This is a genomic window from Bacillus crepusculi (genome assembly GCF_014764715.1).
GTDB lineage: Bacteria > Bacillota > Bacilli > Bacillales > Bacillaceae > Bacillus.
Genome location: NZ_JACXXE010000004.1, coordinates 247884 through 272606 on the forward strand (window position 1 = coordinate 247884; position 24723 = coordinate 272606).

Annotated in this window: 24 protein-coding genes and 1 pseudogene; 10 read left to right on the plus strand and 15 right to left on the minus strand. The window is 40.9% G+C overall.

The window, feature by feature from the left end; genetic code table 11:
* Nucleotides 1–22 precede the first annotated feature (22 nt).
* The 4 genes from IEE86_RS10120 to IEE86_RS10135 all read right to left on the minus strand — a co-directional run bounded on the left by IEE86_RS10120 (nt 23) and on the right by IEE86_RS10135 (nt 2766).
* Nucleotides 23–802, minus strand: a complete 780-nt coding sequence (locus tag IEE86_RS10120; protein WP_191097107.1) for a TerC family protein — start codon at nt 800–802, stop codon at nt 23–25.
* A 140-nt stretch (nt 803–942) separates the two neighbouring features.
* Nucleotides 943–1521 (minus strand): TerD family protein, encoded by a 579-nt coding sequence (locus tag IEE86_RS10125; RefSeq protein WP_191097108.1) that lies wholly within the window; start codon nt 1519–1521, stop codon nt 943–945.
* A gap of 40 nt (nt 1522–1561) precedes the next feature.
* Entirely contained in the window at nt 1562–2143 is a 582-nt protein-coding gene (locus tag IEE86_RS10130; protein ID WP_099726145.1) for a TerD family protein, read from the minus strand.
* 20 nt (nt 2144–2163) lie between these two features.
* Complete coding sequence (locus IEE86_RS10135; protein ID WP_058015234.1) at nt 2164–2766, minus strand: TerD family protein; 603 nt, start codon at nt 2764–2766, stop codon at nt 2164–2166.
* Between the two features lie 426 nt (nt 2767–3192).
* Between IEE86_RS10135 and IEE86_RS10140 the strand changes: the two genes are divergently transcribed.
* Entirely contained in the window at nt 3193–4185 is a 993-nt protein-coding gene (locus tag IEE86_RS10140; RefSeq protein WP_191097109.1) for an LLM class flavin-dependent oxidoreductase, read from the plus strand.
* Between the two features lie 211 nt (nt 4186–4396).
* Complete coding sequence (locus IEE86_RS10145) at nt 4397–5437, plus strand: acyltransferase family protein (protein ID WP_191097110.1); 1041 nt, start codon at nt 4397–4399, stop codon at nt 5435–5437.
* 19 nt (nt 5438–5456) lie between these two features.
* Here the strand turns inward: IEE86_RS10145 and IEE86_RS10150 are convergent, their stop codons facing one another.
* Together IEE86_RS10150 and IEE86_RS10155 are read right to left on the minus strand one after the other, a co-directional pair.
* A complete protein-coding gene (locus IEE86_RS10150; protein ID WP_191097111.1) occupies nt 5457–6236 on the minus strand; it encodes a glucose 1-dehydrogenase in 780 nt (259 codons plus the stop codon).
* A gap of 111 nt (nt 6237–6347) precedes the next feature.
* Nucleotides 6348–6776, minus strand: a complete 429-nt coding sequence (locus IEE86_RS10155; protein WP_191097112.1) for a cell wall hydrolase — start codon at nt 6774–6776, stop codon at nt 6348–6350.
* Between the two features lie 538 nt (nt 6777–7314).
* Between IEE86_RS10155 and IEE86_RS10160 the strand changes: the two genes are divergently transcribed.
* Nucleotides 7315–8376: a DUF5105 domain-containing protein gene (locus IEE86_RS10160; protein ID WP_191097113.1), complete on the plus strand. Its 1062-nt coding sequence runs from the start codon at nt 7315–7317 to the stop codon at nt 8374–8376.
* A 103-nt stretch (nt 8377–8479) separates the two neighbouring features.
* Here IEE86_RS10160 and IEE86_RS10165 read toward each other — a convergent pair.
* A pseudogene (locus IEE86_RS10165) lies at nt 8480–8944 on the minus strand (transposase); the annotation flags it as partial.
* A gap of 158 nt (nt 8945–9102) precedes the next feature.
* Here IEE86_RS10165 and IEE86_RS10170 point away from each other — a divergent pair.
* Nucleotides 9103–9924 (plus strand): hypothetical protein, encoded by an 822-nt coding sequence (locus tag IEE86_RS10170; RefSeq protein ID WP_191097114.1) that lies wholly within the window; start codon nt 9103–9105, stop codon nt 9922–9924.
* 318 nt (nt 9925–10242) lie between these two features.
* On the opposite strand, the gene IEE86_RS10175 is transcribed toward IEE86_RS10170, so the two are convergent.
* Complete coding sequence (locus IEE86_RS10175) at nt 10243–11418, minus strand: ABC transporter permease (RefSeq protein ID WP_191097115.1); 1176 nt, start codon at nt 11416–11418, stop codon at nt 10243–10245.
* Nucleotides 11418–12158, minus strand: coding sequence for an ATP-binding cassette domain-containing protein (locus IEE86_RS10180; protein WP_041088909.1), 741 nt, complete (start codon nt 12156–12158; stop codon nt 11418–11420). Before IEE86_RS10180 ends, IEE86_RS10175 begins: the two co-directional genes overlap by 1 nt.
* Before the next feature lie 161 nt (nt 12159–12319).
* On the opposite strand from IEE86_RS10180, the gene IEE86_RS10185 reads away from it, so the two are divergent.
* The gene (locus IEE86_RS10185) at nt 12320–13021 is read left to right on the plus strand and encodes a LytR/AlgR family response regulator transcription factor (RefSeq protein ID WP_191097116.1); all 702 of its coding nucleotides are present in this window, start codon (nt 12320–12322) and stop codon (nt 13019–13021) included.
* 11 nt (nt 13022–13032) lie between these two features.
* On the plus strand, nt 13033–14007 hold the full coding sequence (locus IEE86_RS10190) for a sensor histidine kinase (RefSeq protein ID WP_191097117.1): 975 nt from the start codon (nt 13033–13035) through the stop codon (nt 14005–14007).
* Nucleotides 14008–14035: 28 nt separating this feature from the next.
* Here IEE86_RS10190 and IEE86_RS10195 read toward each other — a convergent pair whose 3' ends face one another.
* A complete protein-coding gene (locus IEE86_RS10195) occupies nt 14036–14965 on the minus strand; it encodes an aldo/keto reductase (RefSeq protein WP_191097118.1) in 930 nt (309 codons plus the stop codon).
* A gap of 102 nt (nt 14966–15067) precedes the next feature.
* On the opposite strand from IEE86_RS10195, the gene IEE86_RS10200 reads away from it, so the two are divergent.
* Together IEE86_RS10200 and IEE86_RS10205 are read left to right on the plus strand one after the other, a co-directional pair.
* Nucleotides 15068–15343, plus strand: coding sequence for a hypothetical protein (locus IEE86_RS10200; RefSeq protein WP_191097119.1), 276 nt, complete (start codon nt 15068–15070; stop codon nt 15341–15343).
* Between the two features lie 314 nt (nt 15344–15657).
* Complete coding sequence (locus IEE86_RS10205; RefSeq protein WP_191097120.1) at nt 15658–16698, plus strand: DUF4352 domain-containing protein; 1041 nt, start codon at nt 15658–15660, stop codon at nt 16696–16698.
* Between the two features lie 46 nt (nt 16699–16744).
* Here the strand turns inward: IEE86_RS10205 and IEE86_RS10210 are convergent, their stop codons facing one another.
* The 3 genes from IEE86_RS10210 to IEE86_RS10220 form a co-directional block, all read right to left on the minus strand.
* The gene (locus IEE86_RS10210) at nt 16745–17830 is read right to left on the minus strand and encodes an SEC-C metal-binding domain-containing protein (protein WP_191097121.1); all 1086 of its coding nucleotides are present in this window, start codon (nt 17828–17830) and stop codon (nt 16745–16747) included.
* 193 nt (nt 17831–18023) lie between these two features.
* A complete protein-coding gene (locus tag IEE86_RS10215) occupies nt 18024–18962 on the minus strand; it encodes a response regulator (protein WP_191097122.1) in 939 nt (312 codons plus the stop codon).
* A gap of 4 nt (nt 18963–18966) precedes the next feature.
* On the minus strand, nt 18967–20253 hold the full coding sequence (locus tag IEE86_RS10220) for an ATP-binding protein (protein ID WP_318010279.1): 1287 nt from the start codon (nt 20251–20253) through the stop codon (nt 18967–18969).
* 519 nt (nt 20254–20772) lie between these two features.
* On the opposite strand from IEE86_RS10220, the gene IEE86_RS10225 reads away from it, so the two are divergent.
* Together IEE86_RS10225 and IEE86_RS10230 are read left to right on the plus strand one after the other, a co-directional pair.
* Nucleotides 20773–21753 (plus strand): glutaminase, encoded by a 981-nt coding sequence (locus IEE86_RS10225; RefSeq protein ID WP_191097123.1) that lies wholly within the window; start codon nt 20773–20775, stop codon nt 21751–21753.
* A gap of 32 nt (nt 21754–21785) precedes the next feature.
* Nucleotides 21786–23213 (plus strand): alanine/glycine:cation symporter family protein, encoded by a 1428-nt coding sequence (locus tag IEE86_RS10230; protein WP_191097124.1) that lies wholly within the window; start codon nt 21786–21788, stop codon nt 23211–23213.
* A gap of 38 nt (nt 23214–23251) precedes the next feature.
* On the opposite strand, the gene IEE86_RS10235 is transcribed toward IEE86_RS10230, so the two are convergent.
* Both IEE86_RS10235 and IEE86_RS10240 read right to left on the minus strand, forming a co-directional pair.
* On the minus strand, nt 23252–24112 hold the full coding sequence (locus tag IEE86_RS10235) for an alpha/beta fold hydrolase (protein ID WP_191097125.1): 861 nt from the start codon (nt 24110–24112) through the stop codon (nt 23252–23254).
* A 170-nt stretch (nt 24113–24282) separates the two neighbouring features.
* A complete protein-coding gene (locus IEE86_RS10240; protein WP_191097126.1) occupies nt 24283–24648 on the minus strand; it encodes a VOC family protein in 366 nt (121 codons plus the stop codon).
* Nucleotides 24649–24723: the final 75 nt, after the last annotated feature.

Below are 24723 nucleotides of genomic sequence, written 5' to 3' on the forward strand. Positions count from 1 at the left end.
ACTCCATTCCTTTTTGATCTTCCTATTCTTCTTTTGAAGCCGCAGCTTCATTTGTTACATCTTGATGTTTCTTCTTATTGATTTTATGAACAATAAACGTTCCGATAAATGCTAGGATGATAATCGCAAAGAATGCGAGATGCGGGATTTCAATATGAGCTGCACTCAAGCCCATTTTGACTGCGATAATCCCAATGAGAATAAATGCTGTATTCTCAAGCTCTGGTATACGGTCAATAAGAACAAGGAATAACTGTGCCACTGTTCGCATCATAAGAATACCAAGCATTCCGCCTAATAGAAGAATCCATACTTCCTCAGATACAGCGAATGCCGCAAGAATACTGTCAACCGAGAAGGCAAGGTCCATAATTTCTACAGAAATAACGGTTGCCCAGAAGACGCCAAATACACGAATCATCCAGCCTTCTTTTTTCAATTCCTTCGCTTCGTCATCGCCGTCACCTAACCAGAAGTGCTTAATGACAAGCCATGCTAAATATGCAGCTCCGAGAACCTTAATCCACCAGAACTTAATCAGCAGCATCCCTACGCCAATGAATAGAAAACGGAAGAAATAAGCGCCAATTAATCCGTAGGTTAATGCCTTTTTACGCTGCTTTTCTGGTAAATGTTTCACCATGACAGCTAATACAAGTGCGTTATCTGCTGATAACAATCCTTCAAGCACAACAAGGGTCCCAATGAGCCCCCAAGAGACAGGGTTTGTTAATACCTCTGCCCACATATGCCAATCAAAAAACGAAGCATACGTGTCCAACATATGTTTCAAAATGTCCAACTGTTTTTCCTCCTATAAGTGTAGAAGCATCAGCAGGCTTTCGCCTGCTGCTATTCTTGATCGCTGTTTCTTTCTCACTTTGGAAAAGGCCCTCATATGAGTCATTGGCAGCGCCTCTCGAATGTTTTTGTTTCTCTTATTTACACTTCTAACCCATAATTTTGACAAAGAGCTGCAAGTCCGCCAGAGAATCCGCTTCCGATCGCGTTAAACTTCCAATCGCTTCCGTGGCGATACAATTCACACACCACAACAGCTGTTTCAATTGAGAAGTCTTCCCCTAAATCAAAGCGAATCAATTCTTCCCCGCTCTCTTCATTTACAACACGAACAAATGCATTCGAGACTTGTCCAAAATTCTGGCTGCGCGCCTCTGCATCATGAATCGTCACTGTAATTCCGATACGATCAATGTTAGCAGGAATTTTTGAGAAATCAACGAGAATTTGCTCGTCATCTCCATCTCCTTCACCCGTTCGGTTATCACCTGTATGAGTGACACTGCCGCTCGGATGCTGAAGATTATTATAGAACACAAAATCTGTCTCTTGCTGACAGCGATTGTTTGCATCCACTAAGAAAGCCGAAGCGTCCAAATCAAATTCGGCTCCACCTGAATATTTATTCGTATCCCAGCCAAGTCCGATCATCACTTTTGTCAGCCCTGGGTTGGTTTTCGTTAAATCGACACGTTGTCCTTTTGAAAGCTGAATCGCCATATCGTTTCTCTCCTGTCTTTGAAAATATGAAAACTAGTCGTTACCCGATATCTAAGCCGAAGTCCGTTGCAATGCGTGCAAGTCCGCCTTGATAACCCGATCCGACAGCTGAGAATTTCCATTCCCCGCCATGACGGTATAATTCACCTACAATAATTGCCGTTTCGATTGAGAAGTCCTCTGCCAAATCATAACGAATGAGCTCTTCATTCGATGCCGCATTTAAAATACGTACATATGCGTTAGACACTTGTCCGAAATTTTGGCTGCGTGCTTCTGCATCATGAATCGTAATGACAAATGAAATTTTCTCAACACTCGCTGGCACAGCTGAAAGGTCGACATTGACCTGCTCGTCATCTCCGTCTCCTTCACCAGTGCGGTTATCGCCTGTATGTACGACACTGCCGCCTCCGCCAGTTGTTTGATTGTAAAAGACAAAGTCAGATGGAGAGCTCGCTTTACCTGCTGCATCTAAAAGGAATACACTTGCGTCTAGATCAAAGTCTTGTCCGCCATCATACTTATTAACATCCCAACCAAGGCCAACGACCACTTTTGTTAAACCTGGATTTGTTTTTGTTAAATCAATTTTTTGACCTTTCGCTAAAGAAATTCCCACTAGGAACCTCTCCCTTCTGATTAAATGTAGTTTCTCGTAATATCGGCTAGCTTCGCATCATTTGTACCATTTCCAACAGCCGCAAACTTCCAATCATTCTCGTGGCGATAAAGCTCTCCGACGATTAATGATGTTTTACCTGCATATTCATCTTTTAAATTATATTTCACTAACTCTTGATTGTTTGAACGATCAACAATTCGGATGTAAGCATTTTGAATCATACCAAAGTGTTGGTTCCTTCTAAGGGCATCATAGATATTTACGACAAACACCAATTTATTCACATTGCCTGGCACCTTGCTTAAGTTGACGAGAACTTGTTCATCATCTCCGTCTCCTTCACCTGTCAGGTTGTCACCTGTATGCTCGACACTGCCGCATTTGCTTTTCAAGTTGCCAAAATAAATTAAATCTTTATTTTCAGTAAACTTATCGTTTTTCAGCATCAGTACGGAAGCGTCACAATCAATATCAGCGCCGCCTCCGCCGCCAAACAGCTTTCCTAAAAAACCGCCGCCTTGTGATACAGGGTCCCAGCCAAGTCCAACAAGAATATTCGTTAATCCTGCCTTCCCTTTTGTTAAATCAATACGTTGACCTTTTTCTAATGTAATCGCCAAATCAATCACTCCTCCAGCATAATAAAAATCTATTTATTAAGCGATGGACCCTATTAAAATCATCATACATGAAAATTCGACAAAATTCATGAAATGACCTTGGAGCCACTTACTCTTTTTTCTATTTACTAGTATATACGATCTATGCTCATTATAGGTTTCAACAACATGATATTTTTTTAAAGAAACATCCACATTTAAAATGGTTCCTGTCGTAAACGGAGTGTTTCATGTGAAACATTGTCGAATGCTCCCGGTGAACAAGCATTTACTGATGAACAGAGTGCTGTAAAGGTTTCATATGTTGATATAGAAAATATCCATGCAATCGTTTAGAGGATAAACCCTTTCGTTTCCTTCCATCCATGGATTTCTTTATACTTGTGCATAGAGAACATTCAACGTGTTGATGAAAGGATGTTGATGATGCCATCACTTCATATATTAGATCAAGTCGCCATTCCTAAAGGGCAGACAGCGCAGGAGACATTGATTCACACAACGCAGCTAGCTCAGCTTGCTGAATCACTTGGGTATGAGCGCTATTGGTTCGCTGAACACCACAGCACAAGAGGGCTTGCGAGTACAGCCCCTGAAATATTAATGGCTCATATTGCAGCTCACACATCGACCTTGCGTACCGGGTCTGGTGGTATTTTACTTCCGCAGTACAGTCCTTTTAAAGTAGCAGAGATCACGCGGCAGCTTGAAGCGCTTTATCCTGGACGGATTGAGATCGGTGTTGGCAAATCTCCAGGCGGCATCGAAAGGACGAGACTCGCTTTGACGGACGGTGTGAATAAAGACCTGTCTCAGTTTGACCGCCAGCTGAAGGATCTTCTTTTTTACTTATCAGATAGTCTGCCTTCCGGTCATCCGCATGCAGGGGTAAAAGCGGCTCCGCTTGTCGATTCACATCCGCCGGTTTGGCTGCTTGGATTAGGAGAAAATAGTGCCAAGCAGGCAGCGGCGCTTGGCATCAACTATATTTTCGGCCACTTTATTCACCCTGCACGCGGCAAACAAGCTTTTGAGACGTATCAGTCGCAGTTTTCTCCGTCTGTTTTTTCCCGACAGCCACACTCTATGTTTGCTGTCTTTGTGATCTGCGGTGAAACAGATGAGGAGGCTGACCGGATCGCCAGCAGTACAGATTTATGGCTGCTTCGTGTTGAAAAGGGGCTAGATAGCCGCGTTCCTTCTGTAGAAGAAGCAAGTGCCTATCACTACACCGCGCAGGAAAAGAAAAAAGTGTTACAAAACCGCCAGCGAATGGTTGTCGGCTCGAAGGAAACAGTGAAAGAGCAATTACAGACCTTGATGGACCGCTATCAAACGGATGACATCATGATTTTGAACAATTCATTTGATCCGATAGAAAAACAGCGCTCCTACAAACGAATAGCAGAACTATTTTGAAGCCAATCCTCTTGGCTTCTTTTTTACATTGTCATAAAAAATGGGAAATGTAACATGGAGATGTCAAAATTCTTCTATCTGTCATCTGAACGCAAATGTGTCTTCGAATCGTTAGCGAACTGTAAACGCATGAAGGGTGTACCTCTAATATAGTAGAGGTACATATTGAATGAACGGTTCACGATGCTGAGAAGGAAGGAGATGATAGGCCATGAAACAGAGACTCGATTGGGTAGATGCAGCTAAAGGAATTGGCATTCTGCTCGTGGTCATGGCGCATGTGCCCATTCCAGATTCGCTCAAGCAATTCATTTACTCTTTTCATATGCCGCTTTTCTTTTTACTATCAGGCATGATGTTTCGATCATCCTCACGCCCCGCTATGTCATTTATGCAGAAGAAAGCCAAAAGCTTACTCTTGCCCTATCTCTATTTCTCTATCATTACGTATGTTTTCTGGTTCTCCGTTACCCGTTTTTTCGCCTTCAAGGGGCAAACGGATATAGACCCCTTCGTTCCTTTTACAGGGATTTTTATATCCAATGCAGATGAAGCTAGGCTGACGCATAACCCAGCCATCTGGTTTTTAACAACGCTCTTTTTAGTAGAAATCCTATTTTTCTTTATGCACCGCCTGACAAAAGGAAAGCCCGCCGCCTTGATCTTACTGACTGTTCTTTGCGGAGGTGCTGGATATGCCTCTACCTTGCTTTTAGATCAAAGTCTTCCTTGGAATGCCAATGTGGCCTTGACGGCTGTTGTGTTTTATTCGATTGGTTTTTTGGCAAAGCAATGGTTTGTGGAATTAAAAACAGATCCAACTCTTCTGCTATGTACAGGTTTACTTGTGCTGACAGCTTACATGCAGAGCTTTAATTCGCGGATCGATATGCGCGTGAACGACTATGGAGATCTATTCATTTTCTATGCATGTGCACTGCTCGGTTCAGCTGCTGTCATTTATTTAAGCTTCAAATTAAAAGCGTCCCCTATTTTGACGTATCTCGGACGAAATTCCATTGTCATTCTTGTCTTGCAGTTTGCCGGCATCGATATCATGAAAGCATTTGTTTATTATGGACTTGGCATCAATATAGCCGATACAGCGCAGCTCTCTTGGACCCTCTTTTACACGATTGGGACATTGCTGCTCATGGTGCCATGCATCTCCTTCCTAAGCAAGTATCCGATGCTGCTCGGTAAACCAGCCAAAGCAACACACCGCTACGAACAAAAAACATCCGCCGGCTAATCGGACGGATGTTTTTCCATTAATCATTCATTTGAGAAGGATAAAGCGTCATTCCTCCATCCACAAATAATGTTGTGCCTGTGATATACGCAGCTTCCTTAGATACGAGGAATGCAGCGGCGGCCCCTATCTCCTTCGGATCACCAAAGGTTCTCATCGGAATCTTCTCTAACTGCTTTTGTTTTTTCTGTTCATCCTGCAAATCATCATTCGATTCGGTTGCCATTGTACCTGGTGCAATCGCATTGACCCGAATACCCGCTTCGGCATAATCAAGAGCCAGCGTCTTCGTCATCATATTCATTCCGCCTTTTGTAGTGGAATAATGAACATTGAACGGGCGCGGGATCTCCTGATGTACACTGGATATATTTAAAATCGTTCCTTTAATGCCATGCTCCATCATATAAGCGATCGCAGCCTTTGCTCCTAAAAATGCGCCTGTGATATTCACATCCATGACTTTTTGCCATTGCTCCAGCGTCATCTCATGCGGCATCGCTTCTTCGCCGTTAAAGCCTGAATTGTTGACGAACACATCTACTGTACCGAATTGCTCCAGTGCTGTATCCATGATGGCTTGAATTCCTTCCTCTTTAGAAACATCAGCATGCACTTTCACCGCTTGACCTCCGCGTTGCTGAATGGCTTGTACCGTTTCTTCAGCACCCTCTTCATCGCCCTTATAGTTCACCACCACATTCATTTGCTCTTGTCCAAATCGCAAGGCGATGGCTTGTCCGATTCCCTTTGAAGAGCCTGTGACAATGGCTGTTTTCCCTTTTAAATCTTGATACATCTTCATTTCCTCCAATCACGTGCTTCATCTTGTTGATACACAATGGTTACCCATTTTGAAAAAAAGAAAAACACAACCCTCTTGTTGAAAAGGATTGTGCTGTTCATCCAGCTAAAAGGTGTTATAAACATTTTCACACGTTTCCGCTGTTGGCTGATAAAAGCAATGCGACTTATACCTTGCCACAAACGGCTGATTGTACCAAGTGGGTGGACAATCTCCAGGTGGTTTAAAATACCAAAGGCTGAATTTCGCAGGCCAAAACCGTTCTCCATTGATATTCCTCCGCGCAAGTGCTTTCTCAGTTTCTCGTGCCCGCTGATAAAAGTAACCATGCGTGACAGCTTCAAATGCATGCTCCTGATAAATCATTTGTGGAATCGTACGCAGCCCTTTAAAGTCAGAGCAGTTGGCACGCAACCGATTGATGCCGACATTTCCTACGAGTAGCATCCCTTGCTTCCCTTCACCTTCTGCTTCCGCTCTTAGCAGTCTGGCCATTAAATCAATATCAGAGCTTGTCGCTCTTACCACTGCCATACATCCACCTCCTTCTCATTTCTCTTTTATTTTATGTGGCGTTTCTGTGTAGATGACTGCCATTTTGACATGAAAAAGTACGTTCAGTGTCGACAGCCTGTCTAAACACCTCAAGATTCCGCTGGACATATGTCTTTCTGTCAACAACACACAAACCAAGTGATCATACACATTACAGGAAAAATTATTCATTACCATATACTCATTTACAAGACATAAAAATCCTTCTAATTGCTACATCTTCTTCAAAAACAGTCATTTAAACCTATTCAATAATCAGACTCAAAACCTTAAAATATAAAATGTTGAGTTTTTACAGGAGATATCAAACAATAAAATACACATTTCTCCTCACAACTTAGTGTCATTTTTACTACTTGAAGCGAATCAACCTTAGTAACGCACTGAGGTATTGACAGTACTTTCGCTTCATTCTACAGTAAAAAACATACAGTATTTTTCTTTTTGTGCAAAAAGAATGATATGAGCTAAAGCTTTCCAATGAAATTCACCATAAACCCGAGGAGGAAAACATGCCATGTTTAAAAAGAAATTATCCCTGTTTCTTCTGATTTTGTGTGTAACTGTTGTCGCTGCTGCTTGTAGTGGTGGAAAAGACAAAACAGCTGCGAAAGAAAGCGATACAAAAAAATCCCTTGATGCAGCAGAGGTAAAGGTAGAAAGTGCTGAGTACACATTACCCCCTCAATACGATACATCTGTACAGGACGATCAGTATGTATTAAAAGTGAACGTATCTGTAAAAAACATCAGCAAAGAGCCTCTAAATGTTGATAAAAGCAACTTCACGCTTTACCAAGATGACGCACAGGTGTCTACAATCTCTCCTGATGACTACAATGAGGTATTATCTGTAAGCTCTCTAAATGCAGGAAAAGTATCAAAGGGCGGTCTTTTCTACGTTGTTGATAAAGACAAAGACTATCAACTGGTTTACACAGAGCCAGGTACTGGTTCGAAAAAAGATGACAAAACACTAGAATTCGATATTAAAGGAAAAGACTTAATGAAAAAGGCAGATACACTTCAAGCATCTGCAAAGGCTCTTTCTTCTTATATTGATGTCATGATTTTTGGTAAGAAAAATGACGATTTCGAAAAACTAACGGGTGACAACAAATCAACCGTTGTGAACGAATTTGATAAATCATTCAAACAAGGCTACATCTCTTCCTCGGGTATTTCTTCTAGCTCAGCGAAGGACGAAAACCTTGATAAGCTTCTAAAAGCTGTGAAAGAAACATTAGCTGAAAAATCAAAAGTTTCAACAAAAACAAAATCAATCAGCGGTGATAAAGCAGTCGTGACTGTGACTCTCACACCAATTGACGCAAGCCCGCTTGTTGATCGTTTAAAAGAGAAAGCAACTGAGTTCTACAGCAAAAACCGTACAGCTTCTTATGATGATGCACAAAAATATTTACTCTCGATTTATCCAGAAGAGTTTAAAAAATTAGGACCATCATCTTCTGAAGAAACAGTAGAAGTCAACATGAAGAAAAATGATATCGACCAATGGAAACTTGATTTGAACGATTACAAAACAAGCTCATTAGTTGAGAAATTCATTAAGAACTAAAGAAAAACCCCCGGTTCCCGGGGTTTCAGACCGTAGACAAACCTCACCTTTACTTTAAGTAAAAGTGGGGTTTTCACTTATTTTGATAACATCTATCAGTTGTTTACGCTGGACATGGTCCTTTCCATGTCCAGTTTGCTAGCTTTTTGAGATTCATGGCAGCGAAAGTAAGCATCGCCTGCATTGAAACTTTTTTTAGTCCACGAAGTTTCGTCCAACGCATACCATGCTTTTCTTTTGCATCCGCAAAAACACGTTCAATCGTTTCTTTACGTTTTGCATAGATGTTCTTATTCATTTGGGTGTGTCTGAGATGGTCAGCTTCATCTAAGTAGTCCTGCCAAATATGACGATGAATCTGTTTAGTGTGATTTTGACTGTGTGTACAATTTTCAAGTAATTGGCAAGAACGACATATCACTGAATCAGACGCATATTGCTTATATCCCTCTCTCGTCGTTGTGCGATAAGAGAGAATTTGCCCGTTTGGGCAAATGTAACAATCAAAATGTGCATCATACACATATTCACTCTTTTTCAAGTAACCAGCTTTTGTTCTCGGACGAGTTTTTATAAAAACACTATATATGTATTTCACATCACCCAAAAATATTATTAAAATTAATTACATTTAAATTTAAATTATTCTTTAATGGTAAATTTAAACTCTTTTATTTTATCAATATGTTAAAATTAATTACCAATTAAAGGAGTGATATCAAAAATATGAAAATTAACTTTATGTTGAAGAGAGCCACAATTTTAACTGTATTCGTTTTTACTCTTAGCGCTTTATCACCTTTGACTAGTTTCGCAGAACCTAATCAAGTTAAAGATCCTGTTTTAGAAGGGGTCTTAGCTTCTGAGACTGTAGAAGGGATAGACACTACTGTAAAATTAGATGATAGCGTTCTATCCAAAAGTTTTGATCTCGAAGAAGAAGTTATGAATCTACCTTCTATAAATGAAATGACAAATAAAGAAAAAAAATTATTTTATCAAATAGTAGACCAACAAACAGAATTATCCGGTGTTGACGAAAAAGAATTATTTAAAGAAGCAATAGTAGATTTCTTTGATGAAAATTCTGAAACATATCAAGATTTGACTGGTGTACAATCTGAATTAGAAAAAGAAATGGAATCTTTAGATAATAATCAAAATGACTTTAGTGATAATCAATTTGCTACAATAAAAAATACTTTTAGTGATATGATTGGAATTAAAGAGACTCAGGCAGCTTGGAAGATTGGTTTATCTGTAAGGGTAACAGGTGCTATAATAAACACTGCTATTGGAATAGCAGTGGGAGGGGGAGTAGGAGCTATTCAATCATTTATTATCAGTAAAGGAAAGAAAGAAGCTCAGAAAATATTTACCCGAACAGTTACAAGTAAACTAAAAGCATGGGGTGCAAAACACCTAGCAACAGCAGTTGGCGTTTCTGTAGCTTTCGCTTTAAATTATTTAGACATTGGTACTCAAATTGCTAAACAGTTAGATAAACGAGATAAACGACCTAATAATGGTTGGGTTGATATATATTAAGAGGAGTCTATTATTATATGAAAAATATAATGAAATACATTGTCTTTGCATGTGTAATTACAATATTTTATTATTTCTATAATATGTATGTACCTAAAAATATTTTTTATTTTCTTGCTTTGCCTATTACCTTTATTATTTATTGGTTTATTTCCAAAATATTCGATAAAAAAGAAAGGTCCGATAACTGAGTTTTTAAACCATTTTTAGTAGAAAAGATTGTATGATATTTACTTACTTTCAGTTTGGTTTACAAATTTAATATCTTTTCTCCATAAACAATTTAATAAACGCCCTCTTTTAAAAGAGGGCGTTTATTTATTTTGCCAGCATCCATTTCTCTTTCATAAACAAGCTTCTCACGACGACAAACAAGATGACGACTGCGAGGGCCGAGGAGCCGAGTGTCAGGGCGATAGACATTGGATCGAGGATACCAAACATCAATTGCTTACACAGCGCGTGAATATTGAGGAATGGGATCGCAAAGTAATACGTATCTAGCTGCGTAGCACCTGCTCTCATGGTAAAGAACATCGGAAGCACACCTAGTGTAATAATCATGGACATGTAAGACTGTGCTTCTTTGACTGAACCTGAAACCACGCTGATCAGCAGTTCGATCATCGATACCATGAAGGAGAAGATAATTAATGCCGCAAACATGACGCCGATAATGCTCCACATTTGATCACCAAAATTCAGTGCTTGTTTCAGCTTTTCTGTAAAGAGTAATGTGGATAGAAGCAGCATGCCGATGGCCACAATTCCACTTAAAATACCAAACATGGAGACAGCGAGCCATTTCCCAATTAAAAGCTGGAGTCTGCTGGCCGGTGTCAGGAATAAGGCTTCAATCGACTTTCGGTCCTTTTCACCCGCAACAATATCAAGCGCAGCTGGTAAAGCACCAGAGATGACGGAGGTCACCAAGATCATAGGAAGAAGAATCGACAAAAGCATAGCGGTCATTCCGTTTTCCCCTTCTTCGCCTTCCTCTACATCAACAGACTGCACCTCAAACGGATGAATAACGGACGTGTTGATTTGATCGTTTGCTAAACGTTTTTCCACCACTTGATTTTGATACTGCTCTAGCAATGATTGCAGCATTTGAACCGTTATGACCGAATCATCGTCCGTTGTATATCCATAGATTTTGATCGCAAATGACTTTTGATGCTGAAGCATATCGTCTGCCTCTTTCGGCATTTCCAGGTAAGCATTCGCCTTTCCATCTTTGACAGCTTGCTGCGGGTCTTCAAATGTTTCAAGTGTGAGGTTTTTAACCTCTTTGATCATTTGATTCATTTCAGTTGGAAGCTGTTCATTCACTGCGACCGTATAGGTTTCATCCCCTGGGTCTGCAATCATGCTTTCATAAAAGAACACAAGCCCAAGCATCGTCAAAAGGGGAATCAGCACTGTTAAAAGGAGCGTTTTTCGGTCTCTTAGTGCATCTGTCATTTCTTTAAAAAATACGGTTTTCCACATTATGAAATCCCCCTAGCGAGCTTCGACATAAAGATATAGTTCAGGTCTTCACTTTGTTCCTGTGCATATAATTCTGGAAGTGTCCCTTTGTAAACAAGCTCTCCTTGATGAATCATCATGACGCTGTCACAGAGCTGGCTGACTTCTTCCATGATGTGACTTGAAAATAGGATGGTTTTATTTTGCTGTTTGAGCTGATGAATAAAATCTCTGAAAATATTACTTGAGGTGATGTCTAGGCCTGTCGTTGGCTCATCAAATAAGATAATATCAGGATCATGAATTAAGGTTCTGGCAATCGCCACCTTTTGTTTCATCCCCCTTGAAAATCCTTTCACCTTGCGATCCATATATTGTCTCATCCCAAAACGCTTTGCCAAATCCTCTATTCTTGCTTTGATTTCATGCTGATCTAGGCCATATAATTTGCCAAAGTATTCAAGGTTTTCTCGTGCCGTCAAACGGTCGTATAGCCCCGTCTCTCCACCAAACAAGACACCAATTCGCTTTTTCACTTCTGTTGATTCTTTCACCGTATCAAAGCCTGCGACAGTGACTGTTCCATGCGTAGGCTCCAATAACGTCGCAACCGCACGCAATAATGTGGTTTTTCCTGCACCATTTTCCCCCAAGATGCCAACAACTTCCCCTTCCTTCACGGAGAACGTCATGTGTTTCATCGCTTTCACGACTTTTTTCTTATCTTTAAACCAGCAGCTGCAATCGCTGAGAGTAATCATTAGATTCGCCCCTTTCGACTTTCTAAGTCTATGATAGAAAAAATAATGCTTGCCTGACATAAAAATGTCGCGAAACGTCCTTTTTCTGTCTTGAAATGATCTATTTTAAAAAAACAAATGGTAAAATAGACAAATAATAAGAAGAGTCATAGGTGATTTTTATGATAAAAGTGGGTCTCGTTGATGATTACCGAGTAGATTTAGAAAAGCTGCACGCCATTGTAAGCAGAATGGAGACTGTTGACATTGTCTTTGTCACACAGTCAGCAGAGGATGCCTATGAGAAGGTCAAACAGGGAGACATTGATCTGTTGTTCGCAGACATTGAAATGCCCGGAATGTCCGGTTATGAATTAGCGGACCTCATCCATTCTCACGCACTGAATGTCGATGTTGTGTTTGTGACAGGAAACAGCGGATATGCGGTCCATGCGTTTGATTTGAATGTTCATGATTATATTATGAAGCCCTATCATGCCGATCGAATTGCCAAATCCTTAGAGCGCTACATGTCAACCAAGCAGGAGAAAAGCATTCATGGACGGCTTCTCATCAAGCAGCAGTCAGATATCCATGTCTTGCAGAAGAAGGATGTCATTTTTGTTGAACGAACCGGCCGATCAACGACCATTGTGACAACAACGGGAGATATCCAAACATACCAGACGTTAAACGAGTTAAAGGGAGATTTAGCTGAAAAGGATTTTATACGCTCGCACCGATCGTTTATTATCAATATTCACTACATTAAAAACTTTTCGGCGTATGCCAAAAATTCGTTTATCGTGGCTTTTGAAGGCACTGATAAAAAAGCCATGATGACCAAACAGCAATTAGAGTACTTTAAGAAATACTATTTTTAAGGAGAACGAACGTGAACGCTTTCTATCTTGGATTCCGCATATATGCTCTCATATGGCTAGGTCTTGCGTTTCAAGCTACGGCTGAGGCTTTTCTTCCGTTAACGTCATTGGTATTGTGGCTTCTCACCCTTTGTGTCATTGGTCTTTATACATTTTTTATTTGCAAAAGATTTTGGCCACATACCAGTGGATACGTGATCTTAGCCGCTTTTGTGCTGATCACCTGCGCAGGGCTTTCGCTTTTTCTGACACAAGAAAATGGGCTGGGCCACCTTTTGACTTTTATGATCATGATCACAGCAGATCTCCTTTCATTGAAGATGATGCAGACAGAACGCCGGTTAAACGGACGGCTTCAAGAACTGACAAACGCAGAATCGAGAACCAATGAATTGCTACTTGAGCTGCGCAGTAAACACCATGAAACAGCCAGACATTTAAATGCCTTTTCCACATCGAACGACGAGCATGAGATCAAAGATTTCATTCAGCAATACGTCAAACATTTCCCTTGGATTAAAGGGGAAAATGCTTATATCGCCTCAACCCTTCATCCCTTTTTCCAGCGGTCTGAAAAAGAGAAGATTGCACTTTCCCTAGATCTTCAAGCACCATTTTCTTCCCTTCCTTTTTCTAAGGCTGATCAGGTTAGTTTTACTGGCAACCTGCTTGACAATGCACTAGATGCAGCAATTGAAGCGAAGCAAGCCGGGAAAGAGGGTAGCATCACGATCACGACCTCCATACGGAGCGGGCTATTTTTGATCCACTGTGAAAACAGTACAAAAGGAATGGAAAAACACGTATTAGATCATTTGTTCAAAACCTTTGGCCGCTCGACAAAAGGTGGCGATCATCAAGGAATGGGGACGTATATCATTCATCAGCTGGTCGAAAAGGCAGACGGTACGCTTGATTTCACTTACCGCTCTCCAAATCTGCGGCTCATCATCAAAATCCCTCTCACGGGTGACATAAAAAAATAAGGTGCAGCAGTGCACCTTATTTTTTATGTTAAGAGAAGATTTGGTCGATTTGCTTGATTTCCTCTTCTGTTAATTGAACATCATTTGTTTTGAGGTTTTGCAAGACTTGCTCTGCTCGTTTTGCACCAGGAATAATGGCATCAATGCCATCCTGCGCTAAGAGCCAAGCCAGTGCGACATGTGCCGTTTCTGCATTCTTCGATTGTGCAATGACCTTGAGCTTGTCTACCTTTTCGAGGTTTTGAAGGAATGCATCGCCTTGGAAAAGCGGGTCCTTCGCTCGAATGTCATCAAATGTCGCATCCTTTGTAAATTTCCCAGTCAACAAGCCTGATGCCAACGGAAAATAAGGAATAAAGGAAATGCCATGCTCGACGCAGTATGGGAGGAGATCCTGCTCCGCCTGACGTTTGAGCAGAGAATACTCCGACTGAAGTACGTCTAAGTAACCATCTCGGTTAAAGGCTTGTAGCTGTTCAAAATCGAGATTTGATGCACCAATCGCCCTGATTTTCCCTTCATCCTTCAATTCCTTTAATGTGCCTGCCACTTCTTCCAGCGGCGTGCGCCCGTCCGGGAAATGCATGTAGTACAAATCAATATAATCTGTTTGCAGCCGTTTCAGGCTATTTTCGACCTGGCCTCTTAAAAAATCACGGCTGTTATCAAGTTCAATTTGCCCGTTTACTTCTTTATGAGCCCCTTTTGTCGCAAGGACAAGCTTTTCTCTGCCGCCTCTTTTGGCAATGATCTCACCGATCAATTCCTCTGAACGACCCAGCCCATAAATAAAAGCAGAATCTAAGAAATTGACACCTTGATCAAGAGCCGTCTCCACAAGCTCCCGTCCAGCATCTTCACTTAGATTCGGGAATAAGTTATGTCCACCTACCGCATTCGTACCAAGCCCTATCGGATTCACCTGTAAATCAGTTCGTCCAAGCGTTACCTTTTTCAAAAGCTCATCTCCCTTATTCTCTTAATCATCCTTATTTTCCCATGAATCATTTCCAACATTCAAGTATCCTGCTCTCTGAAAATCAACCTGCAGGTGGACGCCGTGAAAATAGAAGGTGCGTATGATGAAGATAGACTAAAACGAAAGGGAGATCTTCTCATGACCATTCAAATTGTCATCATCATGATCATTCTGCTGCTGAGAACAGGCAAGGAAAAAGAAATCCGCCCCGTCAGGCTTATCATAGGACCGCTCATTTTATTAGGCGCTTTCTCTTTTTCGTTCACTCAGCATATTCAACTGACAGCTATGAGCCTGCTTGTGATTACTGGTTTTGCAATCGGGCTGTGGAGAGGTAAACACCGTCTTGTGAAATAGAAACTACCTTCATTTCAAGATTTTTATACAAAAAAACATTTAAAACCCATGATAAATCTATAAATCAATTCTTATTAACTAGTATATTATGCTTATTTAATTCCTTTTTTTATAGGTAATTGTGTTAAAAATTATCAAAGATAGGGACTAAAACCTATTCCTCATCACGAATGAATTCCGATAGAATGAATAGTGCAAATCGTCATTAGGAGATTTTCCCCTTTAACGCCCGAATATACCTTTCTATCTGTTTCTTTTTTCTTAGTCAGATAGCGGGATTGAAATGACGAAAGAAAAGCAAAGGAGCATCAACTGTGAATCTTAAAAAAATAAGTGCACTCCTCATGATTTCATTCGTGATGATCATCTCTGCAGCCTGCCAGAGCTCAGCAAAATCAACCGATGCTGATCAAAAATCAACGAAAACAGCAGAGGTAAAAGTCAATAGCTACGAATATACGTTACCAGCAGACTCAACAACTACATTGCGGGACAATGAAATGGTGTTAAAGGTCAACCTGACGATTACAAATAAAGGTGACAAAGCCCTTTCATTATATAACTCTGACTTCTCCCTTTATCAGGACGATGCCAAAGTATCTGATTTGAAATTTTACGGCAGTAAAGACCGCCTTGATCTTGGCTCATTGAACAAAGGAAAGTCACTGTCAGGTGCTCTTTATTTCCTAGTGGATAAAGGCAAAAAATATCAGTTTATCTACCAAGACAGCATCAAGAAAAATAGTGACTCTATCGAAATTGAACTTGATGGCAGCAAGATACTCGATACAGCGAAAAAACTGGATAACCCAGCAAAAGCGCTATCAGCTTATACCGATATTATTGTCTTTGACAAAAAGAATGACCAATTCTCAGAATTAACGGGTGACAACCAATCAGATGTCGTCAATAAATATCATGAAATGTTTGTGAAAGACTTCAAGAGAAGCGCAGGGATATATGGAAACGAAGTCAGTGACCGTGATATTCTGTCCATGTACAAACGCATTCAAAACACCATGAAGGATAAAGCAAAAGTTGAAACCAGTGTGAAAACCATCTCAGATGACGAGGCGAAGGTTGTCGCACAAGTAACAGGCATTGATGCTTCTAACTTAAAAGACAAACTTGATAAGCAAAGAGACGTGTTTTACAACGGAAAAATCCGCTCTAAAGAGGAATTGTATAAGAAAAGCTTGAACATGTATGCATCTGAATTCGAGAAGCTTCCTCCAGTCTCCAGCCCAGCTGAATATGAAGTGAAAATGAAACGTAATGGGGATGGTCAGTGGAAAATCGACCTTAACGATTACAATACAGAGCAGTACATGAGCGGTTTTATTAAAACAAGATAATCTAAAAAAAGACGCTGGCCCCTGAAGGTGCCGCGTCTTCTTTGTGTTATACAGTCGCCTCTTGCTCTTCTTTGACCGCTTTTTCAATATCTTTAAAACGGCTCGATACAGTAGACGCACTAATGCCGTACTTTTTCGCGATTTGCGCTTGAGAAAGCGGGGCATCGCTTGCAAGTGAATGAATATAATATTCGATTCCCGCAGCAAATGAAGCTGCTTTACGGATCACAGGTGATTTCTGATCACAGTAGGCTTTCCAAACCGTTAAAGCGCCATCAGTCAGGCTTTGGTCACCGTGCTCCTTCATTCCATCTTCAATGAGCTTGGCTGTTTCCAGTTGAACGTCACTTGCCCAGTCCATACGATCTGCTGATAGACCTGCATCCCCTTCCGCTTGAGCAGGTGCTTCAGTTTCTTCTACTTCCTGCTTCGCAAACATGCACTTCAGCACGTCAGGGAATGATTCTCTCATAAATGTGCTGCGCGCCCCTCCATTTGCTTCATGCGCTTCAACAAGCTGGCGAACCTGAAGAAGAAGGGTATCTGTAAACTCTTTCGCAAACATCGTATATTGAATGAAAAACTCTGCTTTTTCTTCAAACTGAACAGGGAAACCAAGCACGAGACTGCCCTTCTCTGGCAGCACTGTTTGATCTGGTTTTACATCCACTTCAACCTTCTCCGCTGTCACCATATCCTCAAAATAAAGAGACTTGTCCGTTTTTTCATTTAATAAAAGCAAAGATGGTTCCATGTCTGTCCATGATTGAACCACTTGTTTTGTTTTCGGACGGGTAATATCCTCTGCTTTCTTTGTCAGGAATTCCTGGAAAATGGTTTCTTTCTGATCAGTTAACGGGCGGAAGAAAATGCCCCATACACTCAAATGAAAGACTGAGATTTGTTGCGTTTCTTTATCCATGTCCGCAAGAAATGAAAACTCATTAATAAACTGATTGATCGCTCTCTGATGCTTAGAGAAAGCATAATTCATTAAATCCTTTTGAACTTGTACAGCTTCCTTAAACACAAGCTCAGACGTTTGTTCTCCGCCTGACTTTCGGCCACAGCAATGTTTATATTTTTTTCCGCTTCCGCAAGGGCAGAGCGCATTTCGTTTAATTTTTCCCAAAATAAAACCTCCGACATTCTAGTCTAACCTCACTATTTTAACAAACGATTACACACGAGAGTTTTATTTTCAAGAAAAAAGAAAAATCAGAATGGTCAGATAAATGAACCAGGCACCTGAATAGCACGACAGATCATAGAAAAGTGCTCCCATTCTCTGTTTATTTTCTCCAATCATTCCAACAGATTTTTTGTTAGCTCATTCCTTCGAATAGCTGCTTCGCTTCGAAATAAAAAATTTGAACGAACTTCTTCGTATTGACTCTACCCGTTGATCCTGCAGATGAAGATGACTTCTGCATTTCCTTCATTCTTTGGCTGACATCGGTAAAATCGAAAAACTTTGACGCATAGTGCTCAAACTTAGGATTTGAGAAATCTGTTAATCCTAATGAAGCGAAATGATTCAAGGAATGATGAATGGCTCGTCTAATTCGCTGCTCTGCCGCTTTCACTTCCCGCATCACTTCCACATCGGTCGCACCATGACCCAGCTTTTTCTCCGCCGTTTTGATAAACAGCTGCTTTAGCGGCGGGAAATTGACCTCATGAGAATTGGCGGTCTGTGTTTCATGTAAGTAGATCAGTATCTCTAGTAAATCCTTAGAGCCGCTCTCTCCGACAATTCCTAATTCAGATAGGAGAAATTCTCCTGCCTCTTTTATCGTTCTTCGCTTCGCCCCAGCAGTCGTATCATGAGAAATCACAGGCTCCAACGGCAGCACATGGCGAAGGGAGGCTTGAATATCGTAAATCGATTTTTCCAGCTTGATCCGCTCCATGACTTTTCGAATCACACTGACGATCTCAATTCGATTGACTGGTTTATGAATATAATATTCAATCCCCAGTTCATAGGCTTCTGCCATCATCTCTTTCGCCTCTACTTGAGAAATCATGATGACCTTACCTTTGAATTCAGGGTGAATATGGCGAATGGTTTGAATGCCATCTCTCGCAGGCATTAAAAGATCAATCAAAAGGATGTCTACTTTTTTTAGGTTTAATGAATGTGCCTCTAACCCAACTCCGTCACCCGCTTCATCCACAACCTCTCCCAAATCCTCATCCTCAATGATTTGACCTAAAATCGAGCGTATTGCACGATCATCATCTGCAATGAAAAATCGCATACACTCACCCTCTCTGTATTAAATTTTTTATCGGAAGGACAAGCTGAAATGCTGTACCTTTTGTTTCTTTTTGTTCGATTTGGATTTGACCGCCAAGCTCTTGAACCAGCTCTCTCACATAGGATAAGCCAATCCCAGTAGACGGTGTACCAAAGGCGTCAAATTTCGAGGTGTAGCCTGGATCAAAGACAACCTCTCTCAATTTTTCAGGAATACCAGGACCATCATCATCTATTCGAATCTCTATTTTATCATGTCTGCCTTCCAGTACGAGCGAGATCGTTCCGTTATCTTCTATTGCTTCAACTGCATTTGCCACTAGATTATTAATCAGCGATAAGAAAATGAACACATGATAATCATGCATATGAATGCCTCTTATATCAGATGTAAAGGAGATGTTTTTCCCTAGAGATAGAGCGTATTTCTCTTGAATGCGGATCACAATGTGAACAAGCTCTTCGGCTTTCATATAGTCTTGCATGTTTTCCTTAGAAATCAGCTTTGAAAGCCCAGCATAAATACGCTGATTGTCCTTTTTTACCTCATGGATTTCGCCTGCGAGCTTCAACAGCTCTTGACTCACTTTCTTCCCTGCTTCTTGTTCATGCAGCAGACGGTAAAGCCGGTAGGATTCTTGCGTAATATGCTCTGTATGCTTTAACGTTTTCTTTAAATGAACCGTTTCCTCATATAAATTTGAAATGATCATCATCATATGCTCATTTTGTTTCATGATCTGTTTCTCTCTTGATTGTGCCTCATACAGCCTCATCATATTAAAAAAACTGATCACCACAAAGCTGTGAGCAAACGCAATGAGGAACATATCACTTAGCTTTGATATGGTCATCGTTGTATCAAACACTAAAAATTGTACAAACAGCTCGACAAAATCAGCAACTAATTCGATCATGAGGCCTATGAATCCAATGAATATAGAGCGCTGTTTGAAACGTCCTATGCGGACGGCAAAAAACAGAAAAGCATAAGTGAAATAGAAAAAGAAGCTTGGGAATTGCTGATAAAATGATGCAGCCAGATTAGCATTTTGCTGAATCAGATCTAAGCCTACTCGAAAAAGCACAATGGCTGCGCCTGTTAAAAACCCCGGCAGCAGCAGTCTAGATTTTCTTAAGAGTAATAAACAAAAGAAAAACGCAGGTGCCCCAAAACTGATACGAAATGTCTCGTTTACAGGATAAAACTTCAGCTCTCCTGCAAGGGGCACAATGACCACCATAAAAATTAAAATGAATGCGTCTTTTTTGACAAGCTGGTTTAAACTCAAATGACTGACATCCCTTCCCCTGTTTGCATAGCCACAGTATACAAGGAGACTCTTTTCTTCACAATGTGCAAAAAAATAATTTCCATGACTTCTTTTATCATCAAAATCTTTTTTTATGACTATTCTCAGAGGCTTCAAGGTGACCTTTCAGCTATTCTTCATTTTGGATATTGCCCTACAATCATGGGAATTGTTTAGACAATTACCGGCAGGCTGATTTTTTATTTGTAAGTTTTTCTGTAGATTTTCGTCAGATTGTGTAGTTTCCAAGATAAATTGAATGAACAATTTTAGTGAAACTATATGTAAGCGTTTTCTGAATTTTCACTAAAAACCCTTTTTGTTTTTTCGCCGCCAAAGCCTTCATTTGAACATATATTTAGGTGTAAAGGAGTGGTACAAGCAGCGCATGACAAGTTCTTTGAAGATGTGTAACATGTTTTCGTGCCTATTTGATCGCATTCTTTGTCATCCGCCAATTCAATAGGGTACTTTTTGATTTTTGATTGGAGGAATCGTATGAAAACAGCAATTTCTAATAATACACAACACCCATGCCAGTCTTCTGTTGATCAATGGGCAGAAGAAATACGTCCGTATTACAAAAACGGTCAGAATGCTGGCTACATTCCAGCACTCGGAAAAGTGAATTCCTCTCAACTTGGTATCAGCGTGATAGGCCCAGATGGATCATCTGTACGTTATGGTGATTGGGACGTTCCCTTTACCCTGCAAAGTATCTCAAAAGTCATCAGCTTTATAGCTGCCTGTTTAGGAAGAGGCGTACCTTACGTCTTGGACCGGGTAGATGTAGAGCCAACTGGTGATGCATTTAATTCCATCTACCGCCTTGAGATGCATAAGCCAGGGAAACCCTTTAACCCAATGATTAATGCTGGAGCTATTACCGTATCCTCCATCCTTCCTGGAAAGACTTCTACAGAAAAGCTAGCATATATTTTCGATTTAATCGAAAACTTAATAGGTAAGCGTCCTTCTGTGAATGAAGAGGTTTATCAATCAGAATGGGCAACTGCCCATCGAAACCGGGCACTTGCTTATTATTTGAAAGAAACCAATTACTTAGAATCAGATGTCGAGGACACGTTAGAAGTGTATTTAAAGCAATGTTCCATCGAGGTCACAACAGAGGACATCGCCTTGATTGGACTGATTATATCAAGTGATGGCTATCATCCCTTTAAACAAGTCCAAGTCATCCCAAAGGATATCGCAAGACTAACAAAAGCATTGATGCTGACATGCGGCATGTATAATGCGTCTGGTAATTTTGCTGCTTTCGTAGGCGTACCAGCCAAAAGTGGTGTGTCTGGAGGAATTATGGCTTGCGTTCCGCCAAGCGCAAGAAGAGAATTTCCGTTTCAGACAGGCTGCGGAATCGGCATTTACGGTCCTGCCATTGATGATTGTGGAAATAGCATTACCGGTGTCATGATGCTGAAAAAGCTCGCCAAAGAGTGGGATCTCAGTATTTTTTAAAAGAACAGTGATGAATTCGAAGAGGTGATGTTATGAACGAAAAAGCTTTGCTATCTTATTTAACAACTACAAATGATTTTATTTGGACTTATCTTATCATTGCTCTGTTACTTGGAGTAGGCGTCTACTTCACATATAGATCACGCTTCCTGCAAGTCAGAATGCTCAAAGAAATGCTGCGTGTTCTAAAAGAAGGAAGAAAAGAAAAAGAGGGGATCTCACCGTTCCAAGCTTTTGCCATCAGTATGGCAGCACGTGTAGGAACAGGGAATATCACAGGGATTGCCATCGCGATTGCGATCGGTGGACCTGGCGCAATCTTCTGGATGTGGATCGTAGCGATTATCGGTTCTGCTTCAAGCTTTGTTGAAAGTACACTGGCTCAGGTGTATAAAGTAAAAGATAAAACAGGATTCCGCGGTGGACCTGCTTATTACATGGAAAAAGGGTTAAACAAGCGCTGGATGGGGATTTTATTTGCCATCCTGATCACGATCTCTTTTGGGATTGTCTTTAACGCAGTGCAATCAAATACAATCACCGTCGCTTTTAAAAACTCTTTTGGTCTAGATCGTTTAACTGTCGGAATCGTTATGGCTGTTATTTTTGCGGCCATTATTTTCAAAGGGATCAAAGCGATTGCAAAAGCATCTGAATATGTTGTCGTTTTTCTTGCCGTTGCTTACATCGGGATTGCTTTCTTTGTCATTATCACAAATATCACTGAACTACCAGGTGTCATCAGTACGATTGTGAAGCACGCTTTCGGATTTGAACAGTTTGCCGGCGGTACATTAGGTGGAGCATTGTTACAAGGGATTAAACGCGGTCTCTTCTCAAACGAAGCCGGTATGGGTAGTGCCCCTAACGCAGCAGCAACTGCTGTCACGAGCCACCCTGTAAAACAAGGGTTAATCCAAGCATTTGGTGTGTTAACAGATACGTTAATTATTTGTACAAGTACAGCCTTTCTTGTTCTGTTCTCTGATGCGTATAAAACAACCAATCTGGAAGGAATTGAGCTAACTCAGGCTTCATTAAGCCAGCACATTGGGCCTTGGGCTTCTGGATTCCTGGCGATCATGATTTTCTTATTCGCTTTTAGTACGTTAATCGGTAACTATTACTATGGTGAAACGAACATTGAGTTCTTGGGAGCGAATAAAATTTGGCTCAACATCTATCGTGTTGCTGTCATTGGCATGGTTTTATTCGGAGCCGTTGCCACTGTTCCTCTCGTTTGGGGTCTAGCTGACTTATTCATGGGTCTCATGGTCATCGTCAACCTCATTGCCATTACCATGCTGTCTAAAGTCGCCTTTGCAGCACTGAAGGATTACATGCGACAGAAAAAAGAAGGCAAAGATCCTGTTTTCTATAAAAACGCCGTTCCTAACAATGAACAGATTGAATGCTGGGACGACGAACCGGTTTCCTTGAAAAAGAATCAAATCGGGTAAATCAAAAAAGCTCTGGTCATCTGATCAGAGCTTTTTTCTTATTTTAAAAATTCGAGTATGAGCTTATTCACGACTTCTGGTTTTTCATGATTGATCCAATGAGAGGCATCATCGACAAAAATCAGCTGTCCATTTGGACAAATTTTAATTGATTCCTTCGCAAGCCTTCTGCTTAAAAACTTGTCCTCCATCCCCCAAATCATGCGAACAGGGACTAAAATTCGTTTTGATATCGGTTTTTCAAAACCGCCTTTTTTGATGGCTCGGTACCAATTCAGCATGGAGGTTATGGCTCCTGGCTGCGTCCAAGCCAGCTTGTAGCTTGAGACATCCTCATTGGTGAACAAGTGTGGTCTAGCCGTCAGCCCAATCGCTTCATCCAGCCTTTGAAATTGATTTTCCTGTAGTGCTGCCTCTGGTACATTTGGGAGCTGAAAGAAAGCAATATAGGAGCTCTTCTTCCACTGCGGCGGATAAAACGGAAGAACCTTCATCATCACTCGCGGATGCGGCATATTAACAATGATGAGCTTCTCTACATATTGAGAGCGTGTAGATGCCAAATGCCAGGCAACCGCTCCGCCCCAATCATGTCCGCCGACAATGGCCTTTTGCTTCGGACTCAGCGCCTTAATTAATCCCACGATATCATCTCTTAATTTGTCTAAAACGTATGATTCAACTCCTTCTGGTTTGTCACTCAGATGGTATCCCCTTTGATCAGGAACAACGACACGATATCCCGCCTCAGCCAGGGGGAGGATTTGATTTTTCCAACCATACCAAAACTCAGGAAATCCATGCAGCAGGACCAGCAGTGGACCATCTTCAGGGCCAGCCATTGCTGTATGGAGCTTTATGCCATTTGTTTGGATATATTGAAACTCAACTTGTTCCATTCCTTTGCCACCCTTCTCCTTGTCCTTTTATTCTTTCAACATAGCATATTTTCCATTTTTCAGAAAACAAAAACACTCTAAAAAACCTTCACTCATGTGAAGGCCAGATTATTGACAGAGGGCTAAATATTTTAGCCCTTTGTCTCCTTTTCAGCGTGTTAGAAAACGATCTATTTCATGTAATTCAGAACCCAGATCAACCCATTTTTCCGGTCCTGTACTTGTCCGTGAAGTGCGCCAAAGAACGTATCCTGCAATTCCACCAGTACATCTCCATCCGCTTCCAGCGCTTCATACACAGCCTTTAGTTCTTCTTCATTGTCAAACTGCATGATCAACCTGAGATTCTCCGGCTTTGGTGTGCGGCCAAACGTATCTGAAAAGTGAAGCAGTGATTCTCCAAGGTGCAATTCAGCATGTAACACACGGTCTTCATGTTCATTTAAAATATGAATATCCCCGCCAAAAATCCCTTGATAATATTGAAGAGATTCCTTCACATCTTCTACGACAATATAAGGACTAACGCTGATCATATCCCTCATCCTCCTCTTGTTCCGTCCATCTTCTCTTTTATAGTTTATCCCAAATCGTAAGAAAAAAGGCACAAA